Source organism: Sphingomonas sp. DMC6 (assembly GCF_056314225.1).
In genome coordinates this window covers 213,333-231,759 of sequence record NZ_JBQUYT010000001.1, presented here as the reverse complement: position 1 = coordinate 231,759, position 18,427 = coordinate 213,333, and the positions used below count along the sequence as shown (strand labels likewise).

Sequence of the window (18,427 nt, the reverse complement as noted above, 5' to 3'; positions counted from 1 at the left end):
TCGGCCGATTTACGCCAGCAAGCGCACCTTCGGCGCCGCTGCGCGGACGCCATCTTCGACATGATCCTCGAACTGCGCGAAATTCTCGACGAACAGGTCGACGAGCCTCGCCGCCGTCGCGTCGTACGCATCCTTGTCCGCCCAGGTCTCGCGCGGATCGAGAATACCCGAGTCGACACCCGGCACAGCCACCGGCACCTGGAATCCGAAGAACGGATCGACCCGGAACTCCGCCTGATTAAGGCTGCCGTCCAGCGCGGCGTTCAGCAGCGCCCGGGTCGCCTTGATCGGCATCCGGTGGCCGACGCCGTAAATTCCGCCGGTCCAGCCGGTATTGACCAGCCAACAGGCGACATTGCCTTCCGCAATCCGCTTCTTCAGCAGATTGCCATAGACCGACGGATGACGCGGCATGAACGGCGCGCCGAAACAGGTTGAGAAAGTCGCCTCAGGCTCGGTCACGCCGATTTCGGTACCGGCGACGCGCGCGGTGTAGCCCGACAGGAAATGATACATCGCCTGTTCGGGCGTCAGCCGGGCGATGGGCGGGAGCACGCCATATGCATCGGCCGTGAGGAAGATCATGTTGCGCGGCACCGGCCCCAGATTGCCCCGCGAGGCATTGGGGATGAAGTCGATCGGGTAGGAGCCGCGACTATTCTCGGCGAGGCTGGGATCGTCGAGATCGAGCGCCCGCGTCTCCGGGTCCATCACGACATTTTCCAGCACGGTGCCGAACCGCTTCGTTGTTGCGAAGATTTCCGGTTCAGCCTCGGCCGAAAGGCGGATCATCTTGGCGTAGCAGCCGCCTTCGAAGTTGAAGACCGCCGTATCCGACCAGCCATGCTCGTCATCACCGATCAGCGTGCGGCTGGCATCTGCCGATAGCGTCGTCTTGCCGGTGCCCGACAAGCCGAAGAAAATGGCGGTGTCGCCCTGCGGGCCGATATTGGCCGAACAATGCATCGGCATGATGCCATCCACCGGCAGCAGGTAGTTGAGCAGCCCGAACACGCTCTTCTTCATCTCGCCGGCATAGGCAGTACCGCCGATCAGGATCAGCTTTTCGGTGAAATTGACAGCGATCACCGTCTCGCCGCGCGTACCGTGGCGCGCGGGATCGGCGCGGAAGCTCGGCAGGTCGATGATCGTATAGTCGGGAACGAACCCGGCCAGAGCCTCTGCCTCGGGGCGTACCAGCATAGTGCGAATGAACAGGCTGTGCCAGGCGAGCTCGTTGATCACGCGCACCTGCACGCGATGCTCTGGCTGCGAACCGCCATAAAGGTCCTGCACGAACAGCTCTTCGCGCTTACCCAGCTGGGCAAGGAAATCGGCCTTCAGCGCGGCGAAATGCTCGGGCGTCATCGCCTGGTTGGTCTTGCCCCACCACACCGTCTGTTCGGTCTCGGCATCGCGAACGATGAACTTGTCTTTCGCCGATCGCCCGGTGTGCTTGCCGGTTGCGACGACGAGAGGGCCTTCGGCGGCGAGGCGGCCTTCGCCGCGTCGGATCGCATGTTCGACCAGCGGCGCAGTGATCAGATTCCAGTGGAGAGTCGCCTTTGTCGCGATGCCCTGCGCATCGAGGCCGTGGCGCGAAACACGATCAGTCACCCAAGTTCTCCTTTATCATTTCCCGCCGCTGTGACGGCCGGGCGCCCGCATGCGCACGCATGTCGAGCAATATTATTGCCGAACCCCTCGCACGCGCCCGTCGCGGGGGTCAATCCGGGTTAACGTTGTCAGTCGGTTGAGGCGCCACGAACTTTCGTCTAACGCTTGCAGCGATGATCCAGAGCCAGGTTCGCGTCACCCGATGACCGCTACGATCGCGCTGGTCGACGACGACCGCAACATCCTCACCTCCGTCTCGATCGCGCTGCAGACCGAGGGGTTCCTGACACGGGTCTATTCGGACGGCGAAAGCGCGCTGAAGGCGCTGATCGACAATCCGCCCGATCTGGCGGTGCTCGACATTAAGATGCCGAAGATGGACGGCCTAGAACTGCTCCGCCGCTTGCGCGAAAAGAGCATGATCCCGGTGATCTTCCTCACCAGCAAGGACGACGAGCTGGACGAAGCGCTGGGCCTGGCGATGGGTGCGGACGACTATATCGCCAAACCCTTTTCACAGCGCCTGCTGATCGCCCGTATCCGCGCGATTCTGCGCCGGACCGAACCGATGCAGCCCACCAGCGAGGGCGAACCCGCAGAGCCGGCCGAAGTGCTGGTGCGCGGGCGGCTGACGATGGACCCTGCTCGCCACAAGGTCACCTGGGACGGCGCGAATGTCACGCTGACGGTCACCGAATTCCTGATCCTCGAGACGCTTGCCCAGCGCCCCGGCATCGTCAAGACGCGCAACCAGCTTATGGACGCGGCCTATCAGGACGACATCTATGTCGATGACCGCACCATCGACAGCCACATCAAGCGCGTCCGCCGCAAATTCCGGCAGGTCGATCCGGAATTTGATGCTATCGAGACGCTCTATGGCGCGGGCTACCGTTTTTCGGACGAATGACGAGCGCGACCTGGCGCTGCAATGGTCGGGCCGGGTCAGCCTCACGCCGCGCATTCTGGCGGTCAACATCTTCGCGCTGGCGTTGCTGTGCGGCGGCTTCTTCTATCTGGACAGCTATCGCAGTCGCATCGTCGATAGCCGCGTGGAGCAGACCAGCCGCGAAGTACGGCTGATCGCACAGGCGCTTGCCTCCGCCACCGACAAGCGCCGCGACCTGCTGGTGCTCAGCCTGGCGCGCGACATGGGCACGCGCATCCGCCTGTACGACGAAGACGGCAAGATGATTGCCGACAGCCGCGAACTCGGGCTGCGCAACGTCGTGCTGCGCGATCCTGACAAAGACCCCTGGGGGCAGACGGCCGCGCGCTTCCTCGATGCGGTGATCGACAAGGTGGCGGGCGCCGACCGTGCGCCGCTCTACCGCGAACATAATCGCGACAAGGGCTTCGACTGGCCCGATGTACGTACCGCGCGCGACACACATGCGGCTGCCGCGACCGTATGGCGCGCACCCGATCGCACGCCGGTGATTACCGCAGCCGCCCCCATCACCGGGCTGGGCGTGGTGATGGCGACGTTCAACGCGCGGGATATTACCCAGACGGTACGGCTGGAACGCTATCGGCTGGGCGTGGTGCTGGCGATCGTCTCGCTGGTGTCGGTGCTGCTTTCGCTGTTCCTCGCCCGCACCATCGTTCGCCCGCTGCGGCGGCTGGCGCGTGCGGCGATCCGGGTGCGGCTCGGCCGTGCGCGCGAAGTGGTCGTCCCCCGCCTACCCGACCGGCGAGACGAGATCGGCATGCTCGCCCGTGCCCTCTCCGACATGAGCCAGGCCCTTCGCGCCCGGATCGACGCGACCGAGGCCTTTGCCGCAGATGTGACGCACGAGCTGAAGAACCCCCTTGCCTCGTTGCGGTCTGCTGTCGAAGGGCTTTCCAACGTCAAAGACCCGGATCTGCGCGCCCGGCTGCTCGATGTTGCGCGCGACGATGTCCACCGGCTCGACCGGCTGATAACCGACATTTCGGAAGCATCGCGCCTCGACGCCCAGCTCAGCCGCGCCACCTTCGAGCCGTTCGATCTTGCCGGCATGCTTCGCGCCCTGGTCGAGCAACGGGAGACGCGCGGGCTGCCGGGCGACATCCGCCTGCGGTTCGACCAGACAGGCGCCGAACCGATGCAGGTGCTCGGCGAACCGGCCCGGCTGGAACGGGTGTTCGAAAACCTCATCGAGAACGCCCTGTCCTTCTCCCCGCCTGGAGGGCTCGTTGCGCTTTCGGCCGAGCCGGTCGGCGGCACGCTGGAAGTGCGGGTGGAGGACGAAGGTCCCGGGGTGCCGGAGGAAGCGCGCGAGGCGATCTTCCGCCGCTTCCATTCGGTACGGCCGCAAACCGAGGCATTCGGGCAGCATTCGGGTCTGGGCCTTGCCATTGCCCGCACCATCGTCGAAGGCCATCAGGGAAGCATCCATGTGGAAGCGCGGGAGGATCGATTGAGCGGGGCTCGATTCGTAGTGCGACTGCCGATGGCAGTGTACGGCTGATGGCGGAATTCCGGGTACCGGATGTCTCTTCGGAGACACTGGGCGCAACCTGCGTTGCGTTCGACGGCGCCGCGGTGCTGATCGAGGGCCGCGCGGCCGACCGTGTCGATCTGGCGCTGAACCTGATCGATCGCGGCGGCGCGCTGGTGGCGGCGGAGCATTGCATCTGCCAGCGCCAGGGCGACGCGCTTTTCGCCAGCGCACCCGCGGGCACCGGCGGGAGTATCGAGCTGCCCGGTCTGGGCCGTATCACCGTGTCGCATCAGAACCGCGTTGTGGTGCGGCTGTGCGTGACGCTGCTCGATCCGGAGCCGCAACTCGCCACGCTGCTGCCCGTGCGCCGGATCGCCGGCGCCGAGCTGCCGCTGCTAGGCCTGCGCGCCAACGACATCGCCGCTGCGGCCAAGGCGCGGCTGGCGCTCCAGCATTTCGCCCGATGAGCCGCCGTCGCCCCAAGCAGATTCTGCTCGTCACCGGCATGTCCGGTGCGGGCAAGTCGACCGTGCTGCGCACCTTGGAGGATCTTGGCTGGGAAGTCGTCGACAACCTGCCGCTGCTGCTGCTCAACCGCCTGCTTGATACCTCGCCCAGCGAAGGGGCCGAGCCCGATGACGAGCGTCCGCTGGCGATCGGCATCGGCGCGCAGACTCGCGGCTTCGACGCCGAAAGCATCGTCCGCCGCATCAAGAAGCTGCGCGAGGAACACGGCCATGATGTCGGCACGCTGTTCCTCGAATGCTCGGGCGCGGAGCTGGACCGCCGCTATTCGGAAACGCGCCGCCGCCATCCACTGGCGCAGGACCGGCCGGCCGCCGACGGCATCGCCCATGAACGCGAGCTGCTAAGCCCGCTGCGACGCTGGTCGAATCGGTTGATCGATACGACCGACATCACTGCCAACCAGCTCGCCCACACCATCCGCGCCACGTTCGGCCAGCAAGGCACGGGCAAGACGACGCTGACCATCACGTCCTTTGGCTTTTCCCGTGGCCTGCCGCGCGATGCCGATCTGGTGCTCGACATGCGCTTCCTGCGCAATCCGCACTGGGACGCAGGCCTGCGTCCCGGCACGGGGCTCGACGCGGACGTTTCGGCCTATATCGCTGCCGACCCCGCCTATGACCCGGCGATGGTGCAGATCGAGGCGCTGCTGCTCCTGCTGCTGCCGCGCTATCAGGCCGAGGGAAAATCCTATGTCACTGTGGCCTTTGGGTGTACCGGCGGGCGGCATCGCTCGGTGCACGTCGCCGAACGGATGGCGCGCCGGTTGCGCGAAGAAGGATTTTCGCCCACGGTGACGCATCGAGACTTACAGACCGCGCCACAGGACTCCCTGGAGGGGGCGCCGGTGTCCATGGCTAGGGGCGGAGAATAGAATGATCGGGCTGGTGCTCGTGACGCATGGGCGACTCGCCGAGGAGTTCGTCGTCGCGATGGAACATGTAGTGGGGAAACAGGAACAGATCGCAGCGATCTGCATCGGCCCCGAAGATGATATGGAGGGGCGCCGTGCAGACATCGATGCGGCGATCACCCGCGTCGATTCGGGTGAAGGCGTCATCATCCTGAGCGACCTGTTCGGTGGCACCCCGTCGAACCTTGCCATCTCGCTGATGAAGGCGGGCAAGGTCGAAGTGATTGCCGGCATCAGCCTGCCGATGCTGATCCGCCTGGGCAGCGCCCGCAAGACCATGTCGGTCACGGACGCGGTGCTGGCTGCACGCGACGCGGGCCGCAAATACGTTACCGTCGCTTCCGAAATGCTGGGGCCGCCGAACGCATGAGCCGAATCAGCCGCACTGTCCTCATCGAAAACCGCCGGGGCCTCCACGCCCGTGCCAGCATGGCGCTGGTCACCCTCGCGAGCGCCCACCCCGTCGAAGTGACGGTGGAAAAGGACGGCAACACCGCGCTCGGCACCTCGATCCTCGACCTGATGATGCTGGGCGCGGCCAAGGGCGACACGATCACGATCAGCGCCGAAGGCGAAGGCGCCGAAGCCGCCGTGCAGGCGGTGGTGGAACTGGTGGAAGCGCGGTTCAACGAGGAATAACGGGGAAAGCTCTTCCCACATACGCTTCCCTCCCGCTTGCGGGAGGGGAACGCGCGCGGCGAGGGTTCCGCGCCCAGCTAGCCCCCGCCCCCGTCCCGCCCTATAGCGCCGGGATGCCACGCGAAATCACTGCCTTTTCCAACCCCCTCATCAAGCGCATGCGGAATCTCCGCGACAAGCGCCACCGCCGCGAAGAGGGGCTGTTCCTCGCCGAGGGCCTGCGCATCCTGACGGAAGCCCGCGAGGCCGGCCGGATCCCCGAATACCTGTTCTACACCGCCGAAAGCGCCCACCACCCGCTGGTCACCGCGCTCGTCACCGCCACCGAGGCCCGGGGCGGCGAAGCGATCGAGACCAATGCCGACATCCTCTCGAAGCTCTCCGGCAAGGACAATCCGGGCGCGGTGGTCGGCGTCTATCCGGAGTTCGCGCTGGACCTCGCCGCGATCGACCGCAGCACTGCGCCGATCTGGCTGGTCGCCGAGCGGCTGCGCGATCCCGGCAATCTCGGCACCATCCTGCGCACCGGCGACGCGGTGGGCGCCGGCGGGCTGATCCTGATCGACGACTGCGTCGATCCCTTCTCGGTCGAGGCGGTTCGCGCGAGCATGGGCGCCCTGTTCACCGTGCCGGTCGCCCGCGCCCGCTGGGAGGAATTCGAGCCCTGGCTGCGCGCCGGCCCCAGCCAGCTCGTCGGCCTCAGCCTCGATACGGATCACGACTATCAGGCCCCGCGCTACGCCGCGCCGACCTTCCTGCTCACCGGCAACGAGGCGCAGGGCATGCCGCCGCATATGGAAGCCGCCTGCGATCTGCTGGTAAAGATCCCCATGCTCGGCAAGGCGGACAGCCTCAATGCGGCAGTGGCAACGGCGGTGATGGCCTATGAGGTGCGGAACCAGATACGGCGGGGGTGAGGGAATGGGGTGACGTCGTTTCGCCCGACTCCCCCTCACCCTTCCCACTGCCTGCGGCAGAAGGTTGGCGGACTGCTAAGCACCCACGCCCTTTACTGAAGGGTTCGGTCTACACCTAACGCTTCCAAAGATGACGCAAGCTTTTGTTCTGCCTCGACGAAAAACTGATCAGCCCGGGGCGAAAAAAGGGTTCTCAGGACTGCATCACTTATGTCTTCACCACATAAGACATATACACCATTGGCCTTCGCCTCTCCAAGCTCGGCCGCAATCTCCTTTGCAGGAAGCGTTGTAACCATGACCGGCAGCACCCTAAGATGCTGGTGACTAGTTTTGACTAGTTGATCACGGACGGCTGCCGTTCTTTGTAACAACCTTGCCATCTTACTTTCAGTTTTCAATCCACCAATCGTGCATTCAACAACAACTACGTGCCCTTCTGGGGTAACACCAAGAACATCGGGGCCATCTTGCAGGTTTTTTCCTAAGTGACACGAATTAAATCCTAGCATCCACAACAGCGCTGCTATCGCAGATTCCAATTCCCTAGAAAGTCGCTTTTCTTTTGCAGTTAGGTTTTCTTGCAATTTTTTTAAACTGGGATCGAAGCGCTCATATGTGGCTCGCCTGGGATTTTGAACCAACGCAGGATCGCCAAGCCAACCACTATGGTACGTCACTGAATCGTATCGACCATAACAATTTACAAGCGCGGCTGGCGGAACTTCTATTTCAGTGTGTCCTATAGAATCTCGATCCCGCACCATCCATGCCAGATCAGAACCAGACACACTGCCTCTCGCAACTACCACACCTTTATCAAATATTCTATAGCCAATAGATAACTTGCTGCGGTCAAGTCCCCGAAATGCAATCAGTCCCAACGCAACTTTACTATCGACCACTTGCCTCCCTAAATCGACTTCCACCACGCATGGTGCGACGGCTTCAAAAATAGCAGCGCTCTCGATAATTCCACCGAGCCCAAAATCCATGCTAAGTTCGTTGAGGCTGTCATAGGGACAAGGAGCGGAGCGAAGGTTCCAATCTAAAATTTGGTTCATCCAATGCCCGAGTTGATCGCTACCCCGAACTTGAAGAACACCAATCCGTCTTTGCTGAGCCATAGCCTCCGGGTGCATAGGGAGGAACACCGCTGTTCGACCACCCATTGTGGTGACGGGTAGAGTAAATGAACCTTGAGGAGTTAAAATTAACCCTTCAAGCGCCTGACCTACGACTTCCATTGCCGTCAGGCCAAGTTCAGAAAGAAGAAAAGTTTCTGCGATGATCTCATCAGATACGAATAGGCGAGGTTCCGGCAACGTGCCCTCGCCATGGAGCATGAGGCGAGCTTTTATGATATATGAGCTCGCTCCAACTCTGCGAGCGATGTAAGTAAGCGAGCCGGTTAAGTCTTCGACATAAGCTGCGATTGCCCCCTCATACGCTGCAATTGCATCCTCATTAGCCACCTGATCATTTCCCCTCTCGCAACGGCGCGACCATCAGCCTTGACAGACTATCCCCTCACTCCGCCGCAGCCGCTTCCTCCACCTCGCCGCCCTCGCCCGGCGCCGGCAATTCCGCCGTCGGCGCCCGCGCGATCACGTCGACCGTATCGATCGCGTCCAGCGTGCTGTTGCCGATATCCACATTGAGCGCCTGGAAGCGTCGCGCGGAGACCATCACCCGGCCTTCGAAGCTCGCGACGAACTTGTTGTAATTCTCCACCGCGCTGTTCAGCCCGCCGCCGACGCGCTTGAGGTGGCTCGCCGCCGTCGCCAGCCGTTCGTACAATTCCTTGCCCAGCTTGCCGACTTCGCGGGCGTCCTCGGTCAGCTTTTGCTGGCGCCACATCGACGCGACGGTGCGGGCAAGCGGCAGGAAGGCCGAGGGGCCGGCGATGATCACCCGGTTGCGCGCCGCGCGCTCCCACAGCTCCATGTCCACTTCCAGCGCACTGGACAGGAAATTGTCGCCGGGGATGTACATGATCACGAAATCGGGCGCCTTTTCGAACTGCGCCCAATAGGCCTTGCGCGACAGCGCGTCGGCATGGGTGCTCATCGCCTTGGCATGGGCCTTGAGCGCCGCGGTGCGCTCCTCGGCGCTGGTCGACTCGGCCGCCTGCAAATAGCCGTCGAGCACGCACTTCACGTCGACGATCAGCTGCTGGTCGCCCGGCAGGCGGATGATGAAGTCCGGCCGCAGCATGCCGTCCTCGGTGGTGACCGAGACTTCGGACGCGAAATCGACATGGCCGGACAGCCCCGCGATCTCGATCAGGTTGCGGAACTGCTGCTCGCCCCAGCGGCCGCGCGTCTTGGGCGCGGCGCGCAGGGCATTGACCAGCTTGGAGGTTTCCGCGCGCGTCTCGCCCAGGCTGGCATGGACGGCGCTGATCGCCTCGCGGAGCTGGCCATAACTGTCGCTGCGATCCTTCTCGACCCGCTGCAGCCCCTCCTCATAGCGCTTGAGCGTGGTGTCGATCGGCTGGAGCAGCGTGCGCAGCCGCTCCTCATTCTTTTCGCCCGCCTGGTGGAAGCGCGCCTCGGCACGTTCGAGAAAGGCGCGCTGGGTTTCGTCGAGCATCTTGGCGGCGGTTTCGCGGAACTGGCCGGACATCGTCTCCCGCGCGTTGATGAACTCGGCCAGCCGCTCCTCGAACGCGCCGGCCTTGGCCTTGAGCTCGGCCAGCTCGATGCGGGCGGCGTCGCGCTCGTCGCGGAGCAGCGCCACTTCCTCGCGCAGTTCGGGGATCTGGTGGGCGCGCTCCTCGGCCATGGCGAGATCGGTGATCGCGGCCTTGAAATCCGCCTCTCGCCGCGCGCTCTCCGCCCGCGCCTCTGCCGTGCCACGGGCACCGAGCAGCCAGCCGAGCACCACGCCGGCGACAAGGGCAACGATCACGAAAACGATCAGCAACGGGTTCAAAGTACGCCTCCGGGGGAACAGGACGCGAACTTACCCGTCGGGCAAGGCTGTCGCAAGGGCGGCGGGGATCGGTTGGGCGCGAATGGAAAGGCTTCGGTGGATAAGTGTGAGGCGCCCGACCCCAACCGTCGTCATTCCGACGAAAGCCGGAATCCATTGGGGCCTCCGTCACGCCCCAAGCCCCGGCGGCGTGGCGAATGGATCCCGGCCTTCGCCGGGATGACGGCAGTTAAAGAGGATTGGCCGCCCTCAGGCGGCGCTGCGGCGGGCCTTGTTCAGCTTCTTCAGCAGCATGTCGCGCTTGAGGCGCGAGAGGTGGTCGAGGAACACGATGCCCTGCAGGTGATCCATCTCATGCTGGATGCAGGTCGCGAGCAGCCCTTCGAAGACCTCGTCATGCGCCGCCCCATTCTCATCGAGCCACTTCACCCGGCAGCGCGCGGGGCGTTCGACGTCGGCGTACTGGTCGGGCACCGACAGGCAGCCTTCGGTATAGACCGACTGATCCTCCGACGGCTCCAGGATTTCGGGATTGATGAAGACGCGCGGATGCCGGATCGGCTTGCCCTCCTCGTCCTCTTCCTCCTGCAAGTCCATCACGATCACACGCTTCGCCACGCCGACCTGGATCGCCGCCAGGCCGATGCCCGGAGCGTCGTACATCGTGTCGAACATATCGCCGATCAGCGCACGCAGATCATCGTCCACCGTCTCCACAGGTTCAGAGACAAGGCGCAGACGCGGATCGGGTACTTCGACGATGGGGAGGATGGCCATCCCCCAAATTTAGGAGAGCGGCCCCGCAGCGTCAAGCAACCGGACGCCGCGCGCGGAGCGCCTGGGCGAGCGTGCCCTCGTCGAGATAGTCGAGCTCGCCCCCCACCGGCAGGCCGTGGGCAAGCTGCGTCACGCGCACCGGGAACGCCTCCAGCCGTTCGGAGACATAATGGGCGGTCGTCTGCCCCTCCAGTGTGGCGTTCATCGCCAGCACCACCTCGTCGATGCCGCCCTGCCCCACCCGGCGGACGAGTGCGTCGATCCGCAGATCCTCCGGCCGTACGCCGTCCAGCGCCGACAGCCGCCCGCCCAGCACATGGTAGCGGCCTGGGAACAGCCGCGCGCGGTCGAGCGCCCAGAGGTCGGCCACTTCCTCCACCACGCACAGCGAACGATCGTCGCGGCGCGGATCGGCGCAGATCGCGCAGGGGTCGCTGGTATCGACATTGCCGCAGGTACGGCACGTCGTGAGCCGCTGGCTGACCGCCGACAGGGCAGAAAGCAGCGGGTCGAGCGCCGTCTCCCGCTTCTTCAGCAGGTGCAGCACGGCGCGGCGGGCCGATCGCGGGCCGAATCCGGGCAGCCGCGACAAGGCCTGGGTGAGCGCTTCGATTTCGGGAGACGCCATGAATGCAGACATAGGGGCTTGCGCCCGGCCCTGCCAAGCGGTTGAGGGGACATATGCGCATCGTCTTCATGGGAACACCCGATTTCGCCGTGCCGGTGCTCGACGCGCTGGTCGCCGCCGGGCACGAGATCGTCGCCGCCTATAGCCAGCCGCCGCGCCCCGGCGGGCGGCGCGGCAAGGCGCTGACGCCCTCGCCGGTCCATGCTCGTGCCGAGACACTGGGGATCGCAGTGCGCACGCCGCTCAGCCTGAAGGGCGCTGAGGAGCAGGCCGATTTCGCGGCGCTGGAGGCCGATGTCGCGGTGGTCGCCGCCTATGGCCTGATCCTGCCGCGCGCGGTGCTGGATGCGCCACGTCTCGGCTGCCTGAACGTCCATGGTTCGCTGCTGCCGCGCTGGCGGGGCGCGGCGCCGATCGAGCGGGCGATTCTGGCCGGCGACGCGGAAACGGGCGTGGGGATCATGGAGATGGAGGCCGGGCTGGATACCGGCCCGGTGCGACTGGAGGGGCGCACGCCGATCGATCGCAAGACCGCCGGCGAATTGCGGGCCGAACTCAGCGAGCTGGGCGCGCGGCTGATGGTGCAGGTGCTCGCCGATTTCGATGCGCATCCGGCGGTACCGCAGCCGGACGAGGGCATCACCTATGCCGCGAAGATCGACAAGGCGGAGGCGCGGCTGGACTTCACCCGCAGCGCGATCGAGGTCGAGCGGGCGGTGCGCGCGCTCAACCCGGCGCCGGGCGCCTTTTTCGAGTTGGGTGGCGAGCGGTTCCGGGTCCATGCCGCCGATCTGGTGGACGCCACCGGACCAGCGGGCACGGTGGGGGAAGAACTGCTGATCCATTGCAGCGAAGGCGCGATTCGCCCGACGCTCATCCAGCGCGCCGGACGCGGGGCGATGGCTGTCGGCGAGCTGCTGCGCGGTTTCCCGATTCCAGCGGGAACACAGCTTTGACGCGCTTTGCCCTGACCGTGGAGTTTGACGGCCGCCCGTTCATGGGCTGGCAGCGGCAGGATCACGGCCCCAGCGTGCAGCAGGCGATCGAGGACGCAGCCTATGCTGTGACCGGCGAGGATGTGGTCGTCCATGCCGCCGGCCGCACCGACGCGGGGGTGCATGGCCTCGGCATGCGGGCGCATCTCGATATCGCCAAGCCGATCGCGCCGTTCCGGCTGATGGAAGCGCTCAACGCGCGCCTGCGGCCCGATCCGGTGGCGGTCCTGTCGTGTGAGGAAGTCGCGGATGACTGGCACGCGCGATTCTCGTGCCTTGGCCGGCACTATGAATATCGTATCGTAACGCGGCGGGCGCCACTCACCTGGGAAAAAGGGCTAGCCTGGCGCGTGGTCGGCCCGCTCGACGTGGCGACGATGCAGGCGGCGGCGGGGCATCTCGTCGGACGGCATGACTTCACCACGTTTCGCTCGGCGCATTGCCAGGCGGAAAGCCCGGTGCGAACGCTTGATCGGCTAGACGTGGTAGCGGAAGGCGAGCGGATCAGCGTGTTCGCTTCTGCCCGGTCGTTCCTGCACCATCAGGTACGGTCGATGGTCGGATGCCTCGCGCTGGTCGGTCAGGGAAGATGGTCAGTGGAGGATGTACGGGACGCGCTGGCTGCGCAGGACCGGACCAAGCTGGGCCTCAATGCGCCACCCGACGGACTGTTCTTTCTACGGGCAGATTATCCGGCGTAGTGGGCTCGACATGAAGGGGAGTGTCTGCCCGGTGCGGCTGGTTCGCGAATACGTCGCCAGCCGCCCTCTGGGGTCTATGGTTTAGCGCGAAGCAGTGCGCTGGGCAGAATCGAGATAACGGAGGCCCGTCTGGGCGATTTCGTGCGACCCGCGCCAATGGTTGGTCGAAACCTGCATCTGTTCGTCGGGCTGCGCCAGCACCTGACGATAGAGGGCACGCGCCTCGTCGCGACGGCCGGTGGCATAATAGACAGCGGCAAGGTTAAGCTTCACTTCGGGACGGCCGGGGTTCACCTGCATTTCCGAGACGAGGGTCTTTTCGGCCTGCGGGAAGGCGCCGGTGAGGATCTGCCTCGCCGCCATCGGCCCATCCTGTGCAGCAGCCGGGGTAGCCATCAGCATCAGCGGCGCAGCGGCCGCGACCACAAGTTCGATACGCATCGCAATCTCCTAGATCGTGTTACACCAGCCTTGCATTTTCATGTCACTGGAATGACTATTTTGTGACACTTTGGTTGCAGGCTCGCAACCCCGGAAATCTGCATATGCGAAAAAAAGGGCGGCCCCTTTCGGGACCGCCCTTTGCTTCACGTTCCGACGGCCGAAGCGCGATCAGAAATCGTTGCGATACTGCTCGTTGCCGATGAAGCCGAGCTTGGTCACGTTCGCGCGCTTGATGATCGCAAGCACGCGGTCGACCACGTCGTAGCGGGCCTGCGGATCGGGCTGGAAGTGCAGCTCCGGCTCCGGCGACTTGGTCAGCGATGCGTCCAGATACTGGCGCAGCGTCACATCGTCGATCGGCATGCTGTTCCAGTACACATTACCCTGCGGGTCGATGTATACCTTGTTCTTGTCCGGCTCGACCACGTTCTGCGGCGTGTTGTTCGGCTGGGGCAGGTCGACCTTCACCGCGTGGGTTTGGACCGGGATGGTGATGATGAACATGATGAGGAGCACGAGCATGACGTCGATAAGCGGCGTCGTGTTCATCTCCATCATCGGTTCGCCGTCGTCGCGGCCACCGCTCATTGCCATTTCAGTAACTCCCTAAACGGTGCCGGTCACAGCCGGGTCGTCGTCGAACCGGGTTCCGGTTCCGAGATGAAGCCGACCTTCACGAACCCTGCCATCTGCATCGTGTAGATGGTGCCGCCGATGCACTTGTAGGGCGTGTTGATGTCGCCACGGATGTGCACTTCGGGAAGTTCGAGGCCGGCAGCATTCGGACCGCCCTGGCGCTCGATCTCCGCCTTCAGCTTCGCAACTGCCTTGTCGAGCAGTTCGCCATGGTTGACGCGCGTCATGCCCCAATAGACCTCGCAGCCATCCGGACCCGACTTGACCGAGAGCGAAACGTTCTCGGGCTTGGTGACCGTCGGCTCGAACTGCACCTTGGGAAGCGTGAGGTTGACCGTCTGGATCACAACGGGAACGGCGATGAGGAAGATGATCAGGAGCACCAGCATCACGTCCACGAGGGGCGTGGTGTTGATGTCCGACATCGGGGTGTCGTCGCCACCGCTGCCTGTGCTAATCGCCATTGGGCGCTATCCTATCCTTCTTGTTCGCCGGGCCGGGAGGACCGGCGGCGGGGCTGCGCGATCCCGGCAGCCCCGCGCCTCAGTCGTTACGAGCGCGGAGTCTGGACACCGCCCGCCTGACCGGCGGTGGTGGTCGCCGGCTTGGCAGCGGCAGCGGCCGGAGCCTTCTTCACCGCAGCGGCAGCGGGCTTCACCTTGCCTTCCGAAGCCAGGTAGCCGAGCACGTCGTTCGAGAAGGCGTTGAGGCCTTCCGCGATCGCCTTGTTGCGGCGCTGCAGGAAGTTGTAGGCGAGCACGGCCGGAACGGCCACGACGAGCCCCAGCGCGGTCATGATCAGCGCTTCACCGACCGGGCCGGCGACGGCGTCGATCGAAGCCTGACCCTGCGCACCGATCTTGATGAGCGCGCGGTAGATACCGATAACCGTACCGAACAGACCGATGAACGGCGCAGTAGCACCGACGGTCGCGAGGAAGGCCAGGCCGCCGTTCAGCGCCGAGTTGATCGACGCTTCCGAACGCGCCAGCGAGCCGTGCAGCCAGTCATGCGCTTCGACCGGATCGGTCAGCAGCTTGTGGTGATCCTGGGCTTCCAGGCCGTCATCGACGATCTGGCGATAGGCCGAGTTCTTCTCGAGCTTCGCAGCGCCTTCACGCAGGCTGGTGCTGCTCCAGAAGCTTGCGCGGACGCGCTTCGCCTGGTTGATGATCTTCTGCTGCTCGAAGATCTTGGTGAAGAAGATGTAGAGCGACACGAACAGCATCAGCACCAGAATGCTGAAAACCGTCTGCGAAATAAGGCCACCTTCCTTCAGCGCCGGAATGAGGCCGTACGGATTGTCGCCCTTGGCTGCGGTAGCGCCGGCAGCGAGAATGGTCGTGAGCATTGGTCGATTCTTTCCCTTGCAAGAATATCTGTCACGGCTGACCCGAGGCCAACCAGGTTGGCCTTATTGATCCTGGAGACGCCAGGTGAAGGTGAGCGCCTTGCGGCCACCCGGGGTCGGGTGTCCGGCCTGGTCGAGTGCCGGGGAATAACGCCCACGGCGGGTAACCAGACGGCAGGTCGCTTCATCCAGCGCACGCGAACCGGACGACTTGGTCACCGAGCAATCGGCGATACGGCCATCGGCAGTGATCTGGAACGCGATACCCACGCTGCCCTGCTCGCCAGCGCGCTGCGCCGACGGCGGATAGTCATCCGGCGTAACCCACGACGACGGATTGCCCTTGGCAGCCGCAGCCTTGCTGATCACCGGAGCGGCAGGCGCCGGCGGAGCAGGAGGAGCAGGCGGTGCCGGCGGCGAAATCGGCGGCGCGGGCGGAATAACCGGCGTGGTCGGGATCGGCGGCGCAGGCGACACCGTCTGCACGATGGCCGGCGGCACCACGACCTGGGTCGGGGGCGGCGGCACCGGCGTATCCGGCGGCGGCGGCGGCGGCGGAATCTCTTCCGGCGGGGGCGGCGGCTCTTCGACCTCGAAGGTCTTCAGCTCTTCCGCCTTTTTCTTGATGTATTGGTATGCCAGACCTGTGACGAAGGCATAACCCATGCCAGCGACGATGATCGCGACCATAACGATCGCGACGACGCGGCTGCCACTTACATTACGGTCAGCGTAAGCCATTCGGCAACGTCACTCCCTCTAATCCTGCATGCGACCCTGGACGGCTGGCTGCCGCGCACAAGTCCGCCCGCCGTGAATCGCAGATGCGTCCTCTTCGGCGAGAGCGCCGAGTCTGTATCGTGGGCATCCGAACGACGCAAACTCTTTGTCGGACGAATTGGCCCTACAAGCGGACCATGGCAGAATTATTTCTGTATAACCACAGCGCAATCGGCTAACGGCGGCGCCATGAAGCGCCTCCTCCCCATGGTCTTTTGTTGCGTGGCGGCCCTGCCGGCGGCCGCGCAAATCCCGCAAAACCGCCAGGAATCCCCGGCTGTCTTACCAACCTATGTCACGGTCGCCACGGCTGTCGCGAGTGCCCCGTTCGTGATCGACGCGCGCATTGCCGATGTGATCAGAATCAAGGACAGCGATGCTGCCGGACTGGCCCCGGGACGGGCGCGCCTCTACATTCAGGCGGATGTTCTGGCACTGATTCGCGGCGCGCATCCGCTGCCCGCGCAGATCAGCTACCTGGCAGAAGTGCCGCTCGATTCTCGCGGCAAGGTACCCAAGCTGAAGAAGCAGCGCGTGCTACTTTTCGCGCGCGACGTCGCGGGGCAGGCCGGGCAGGTGCAGCTCACCGGGCTCGACCGTCAGTTCGCCTGGTCGGCCCCGCTCGACGAGCGCGTGCGCACGATCGTCCGCGACCTCCTCGCGGCCGATGCGCCGCCAGCAGTGACCGGTGTGGGCAATGCCTTCCACGTTCCCGGCACATTGCCGGGCGAAGGCGAGACCCAGGTGTTCCTGAAGACGGCGACGGGTGCGCCAATCTCGCTGCAAATCCTGCGGCGACCGGGTGAACAGACCCGCTGGGCGGTGTCGCTGGGCGACATCGTCGACAATGCCGCCGGGGCGCCGGCGCATGACACGCTGCTCTGGTATCGCCTTGCCTGCGGGCTGCCGCGCACCCTGCCCGACGATGCAGTAGCCTCCGAAGAGCCGGCAAATGCCGCCGCCGCGCGCGAGGACTATGCGCTGGTGCTGCGCGACCTGGGGCCCTGCAACTGATGCAGATCAGGGCGGGCGGGGCCGGAGCCCCCTGCCCGTCCGTCAGCGGCGGTGCCGCACCAGCCGGATTCCGATCGATTCGCCGCGCTCTGCAATCGCCAGTTTGACGATCTGCACCTCAACGCGGCGCACGCGCGAATCGGAAACGAACAGCGTCTCGCAAATGTGATCGGCCACAGCCTCGATCAGCGTGAAATGCACGTCCTTGGGCAGCGCATCGGTGGCGGCGTGCTTCAGGTCGATATAGCTTTTGGAAGCGCTGAGCGGCGTGTCCGGCGCGAATCGCTCGGGCAGATCGAGGTCCGCCGTCACCGAAATGCGCAGCGGCTGCGGCAGGTGCGTCTCCTCGGAATAGACGCCGGTCAGGACTTCCACTTCCAGGTCATGAACCTGGAGCTGCAATAGATCGTGCAATCAACGGGCCTTTCGAAAAACTGGCGCGCGCCATAGCAGATGCGGCGGCGGGCGAAAGCCCGGTGCATGCCGCGCACCGCACCCGCCGCAATTTGCACTTGCACCGCGCCGCCGGGACGGTACAGCGCCCCGCCCCTTGCAACTGGTGCCGGGGACACAGGGTGAAAGGCCCAGGCGTGGACAAGATGGTGCCGCTCTTTTCGGTGGATCCGCTCGCGGTCGAGGCATTGCTCGATCGCGCGTTCGGCGTCGACCGGCACCAGCGAACCGCCTATCGCGTGCGCAGCGGTACTGCACCAATCGCCGGGCTGAGCTTTGCCCGGTTGGACGAAGCCAAGCGCCTGCAGGGGATCATCCAGGCCTGGCCCGTCGAGCTCGTCTGCGACCGCGGAAGCGCCGTGCCCATGGTGATGGTAGGTCCGGTGGCGGTGGAACCCCGCCTGCAGCAAGGCGGAATCGGCCGCGCGCTGATGGAACGCCTGCTCGCCGCCCTGCCCGGCTCGGCCGATCCCGGCGCCGATGCCGCAATGCTGATCGGCGATCCGGAATATTATGGCCGCTTCTTCGGCTTCACGGCCGAGCGGACCGGTGGCTGGCGCCTGCCAGGACCGTTCGAGCCGCGCCGGCTGCTCGCGCGCGGCGGGGCGGTGCCGGACGGGAGCGGCATGATCGGGCCACGGCTGCGCCAGGCGGCGTGACCGGCGCGGCCT

The 18,427-nt window shown here is 64.9% G+C and carries 22 protein-coding genes; 11 read left to right on the top strand and 11 right to left on the bottom strand.

What is annotated here, in order from left to right:
- Positions 1 to 9: 9 nt before the first annotated feature.
- Positions 10 to 1,617, bottom strand: a complete 1,608-nt coding sequence (locus tag ACT53M_RS00995) for a phosphoenolpyruvate carboxykinase (RefSeq protein WP_476230850.1) — start codon at positions 1,615 to 1,617, stop codon at positions 10 to 12.
- A 202-nt stretch (positions 1,618 to 1,819) separates the two neighbouring features.
- On the opposite strand from ACT53M_RS00995, the gene ACT53M_RS00990 reads away from it, so the two are divergent.
- The 7 genes from ACT53M_RS00990 to ACT53M_RS00960 all read left to right on the top strand — a co-directional run bounded on the left by ACT53M_RS00990 (position 1,820) and on the right by ACT53M_RS00960 (position 7,040).
- Positions 1,820 to 2,527, top strand: coding sequence for a response regulator (locus ACT53M_RS00990; RefSeq protein WP_476230849.1), 708 nt, complete (start codon positions 1,820 to 1,822; stop codon positions 2,525 to 2,527).
- Entirely contained in the window at positions 2,496 to 4,070 is a 1,575-nt protein-coding gene (locus ACT53M_RS00985) for a sensor histidine kinase (protein WP_476230848.1), read from the top strand. The genes ACT53M_RS00990 and ACT53M_RS00985 overlap by 32 nt, the downstream gene beginning before the upstream one ends.
- Positions 4,070 to 4,510, top strand: coding sequence for an aldolase (locus ACT53M_RS00980; RefSeq protein ID WP_476230847.1), 441 nt, complete (start codon positions 4,070 to 4,072; stop codon positions 4,508 to 4,510). The genes ACT53M_RS00985 and ACT53M_RS00980 overlap by 1 nt, the downstream gene beginning before the upstream one ends.
- Positions 4,507 to 5,445, top strand: coding sequence for an RNase adapter RapZ (gene rapZ, locus ACT53M_RS00975; protein ID WP_476230846.1), 939 nt, complete (start codon positions 4,507 to 4,509; stop codon positions 5,443 to 5,445). The genes ACT53M_RS00980 and rapZ overlap by 4 nt, the downstream gene beginning before the upstream one ends.
- 1 nt (position 5,446) lies before the next feature.
- Entirely contained in the window at positions 5,447 to 5,854 is a 408-nt protein-coding gene (locus ACT53M_RS00970; RefSeq protein WP_476230845.1) for a PTS sugar transporter subunit IIA, read from the top strand.
- Positions 5,851 to 6,123, top strand: a complete 273-nt coding sequence (locus ACT53M_RS00965; RefSeq protein WP_476230844.1) for an HPr family phosphocarrier protein — start codon at positions 5,851 to 5,853, stop codon at positions 6,121 to 6,123. The genes ACT53M_RS00970 and ACT53M_RS00965 overlap by 4 nt, the downstream gene beginning before the upstream one ends.
- A 113-nt stretch (positions 6,124 to 6,236) precedes the next feature.
- Positions 6,237 to 7,040 carry a TrmH family RNA methyltransferase gene (locus ACT53M_RS00960; RefSeq protein WP_476230843.1) on the top strand — a complete coding sequence of 268 codons (804 nt, stop codon included), beginning with the start codon at positions 6,237 to 6,239 and terminating at the stop codon, positions 7,038 to 7,040.
- Positions 7,041 to 7,132: 92 nt separating this feature from the next.
- On the opposite strand, the gene ACT53M_RS00955 is transcribed toward ACT53M_RS00960, so the two are convergent.
- The 4 genes from ACT53M_RS00955 to recR all read right to left on the bottom strand — a co-directional run bounded on the left by ACT53M_RS00955 (position 7,133) and on the right by recR (position 11,382).
- On the bottom strand, positions 7,133 to 8,515 hold the full coding sequence (locus ACT53M_RS00955; RefSeq protein WP_476230842.1) for a hypothetical protein: 1,383 nt from the start codon (positions 8,513 to 8,515) through the stop codon (positions 7,133 to 7,135).
- 55 nt (positions 8,516 to 8,570) lie between these two features.
- The gene (locus ACT53M_RS00950) at positions 8,571 to 9,977 is read right to left on the bottom strand and encodes a DNA recombination protein RmuC (RefSeq protein ID WP_476230841.1); all 1,407 of its coding nucleotides are present in this window, start codon (positions 9,975 to 9,977) and stop codon (positions 8,571 to 8,573) included.
- A gap of 249 nt (positions 9,978 to 10,226) precedes the next feature.
- Entirely contained in the window at positions 10,227 to 10,754 is a 528-nt protein-coding gene (def, locus tag ACT53M_RS00945) for a peptide deformylase (RefSeq protein ID WP_476230840.1), read from the bottom strand.
- Between the two features lie 31 nt (positions 10,755 to 10,785).
- The gene (gene recR, locus ACT53M_RS00940; RefSeq protein ID WP_476230839.1) at positions 10,786 to 11,382 is read right to left on the bottom strand and encodes a recombination mediator RecR; all 597 of its coding nucleotides are present in this window, start codon (positions 11,380 to 11,382) and stop codon (positions 10,786 to 10,788) included.
- 53 nt (positions 11,383 to 11,435) lie between these two features.
- Between recR and fmt the strand changes: the two genes are divergently transcribed.
- Together fmt and truA are read left to right on the top strand one after the other, a co-directional pair.
- A complete protein-coding gene (gene fmt / locus ACT53M_RS00935) occupies positions 11,436 to 12,338 on the top strand; it encodes a methionyl-tRNA formyltransferase (RefSeq protein ID WP_476227935.1) in 903 nt (300 codons plus the stop codon).
- Positions 12,335 to 13,078: a tRNA pseudouridine(38-40) synthase TruA gene (gene truA / locus ACT53M_RS00930; protein WP_476230838.1), complete on the top strand. Its 744-nt coding sequence runs from the start codon at positions 12,335 to 12,337 to the stop codon at positions 13,076 to 13,078. The genes fmt and truA overlap by 4 nt, the downstream gene beginning before the upstream one ends.
- An 81-nt stretch (positions 13,079 to 13,159) precedes the next feature.
- Here truA and ACT53M_RS00925 read toward each other — a convergent pair whose 3' ends face one another.
- The 5 genes from ACT53M_RS00925 to ACT53M_RS00905 form a co-directional block, all read right to left on the bottom strand.
- Positions 13,160 to 13,519 (bottom strand): tetratricopeptide repeat protein, encoded by a 360-nt coding sequence (locus ACT53M_RS00925; RefSeq protein WP_476227937.1) that lies wholly within the window; start codon positions 13,517 to 13,519, stop codon positions 13,160 to 13,162.
- Positions 13,520 to 13,690: 171 nt separating this feature from the next.
- The gene (locus tag ACT53M_RS00920) at positions 13,691 to 14,116 is read right to left on the bottom strand and encodes an ExbD/TolR family protein (RefSeq protein ID WP_476227938.1); all 426 of its coding nucleotides are present in this window, start codon (positions 14,114 to 14,116) and stop codon (positions 13,691 to 13,693) included.
- A gap of 26 nt (positions 14,117 to 14,142) precedes the next feature.
- Positions 14,143 to 14,622 carry an ExbD/TolR family protein gene (locus ACT53M_RS00915; protein WP_476227939.1) on the bottom strand — a complete coding sequence of 160 codons (480 nt, stop codon included), beginning with the start codon at positions 14,620 to 14,622 and terminating at the stop codon, positions 14,143 to 14,145.
- An 86-nt stretch (positions 14,623 to 14,708) separates the two neighbouring features.
- A complete protein-coding gene (locus tag ACT53M_RS00910; protein WP_476227940.1) occupies positions 14,709 to 15,509 on the bottom strand; it encodes a MotA/TolQ/ExbB proton channel family protein in 801 nt (266 codons plus the stop codon).
- Positions 15,510 to 15,572: 63 nt separating this feature from the next.
- Positions 15,573 to 16,250 carry an energy transducer TonB gene (locus ACT53M_RS00905; protein WP_476227941.1) on the bottom strand — a complete coding sequence of 226 codons (678 nt, stop codon included), beginning with the start codon at positions 16,248 to 16,250 and terminating at the stop codon, positions 15,573 to 15,575.
- 228 nt (positions 16,251 to 16,478) lie between these two features.
- On the opposite strand from ACT53M_RS00905, the gene ACT53M_RS00900 reads away from it, so the two are divergent.
- A complete protein-coding gene (locus ACT53M_RS00900; RefSeq protein ID WP_476230837.1) occupies positions 16,479 to 17,303 on the top strand; it encodes a hypothetical protein in 825 nt (274 codons plus the stop codon).
- 42 nt (positions 17,304 to 17,345) lie between these two features.
- On the opposite strand, the gene ACT53M_RS00895 is transcribed toward ACT53M_RS00900, so the two are convergent.
- Positions 17,346 to 17,717, bottom strand: a complete 372-nt coding sequence (locus ACT53M_RS00895; protein WP_476230836.1) for a dihydroneopterin aldolase — start codon at positions 17,715 to 17,717, stop codon at positions 17,346 to 17,348.
- 176 nt (positions 17,718 to 17,893) lie between these two features.
- Between ACT53M_RS00895 and ACT53M_RS00890 the strand changes: the two genes are divergently transcribed.
- Entirely contained in the window at positions 17,894 to 18,415 is a 522-nt protein-coding gene (locus tag ACT53M_RS00890; protein WP_476230835.1) for a GNAT family N-acetyltransferase, read from the top strand.
- Positions 18,416 to 18,427: the final 12 nt, after the last annotated feature.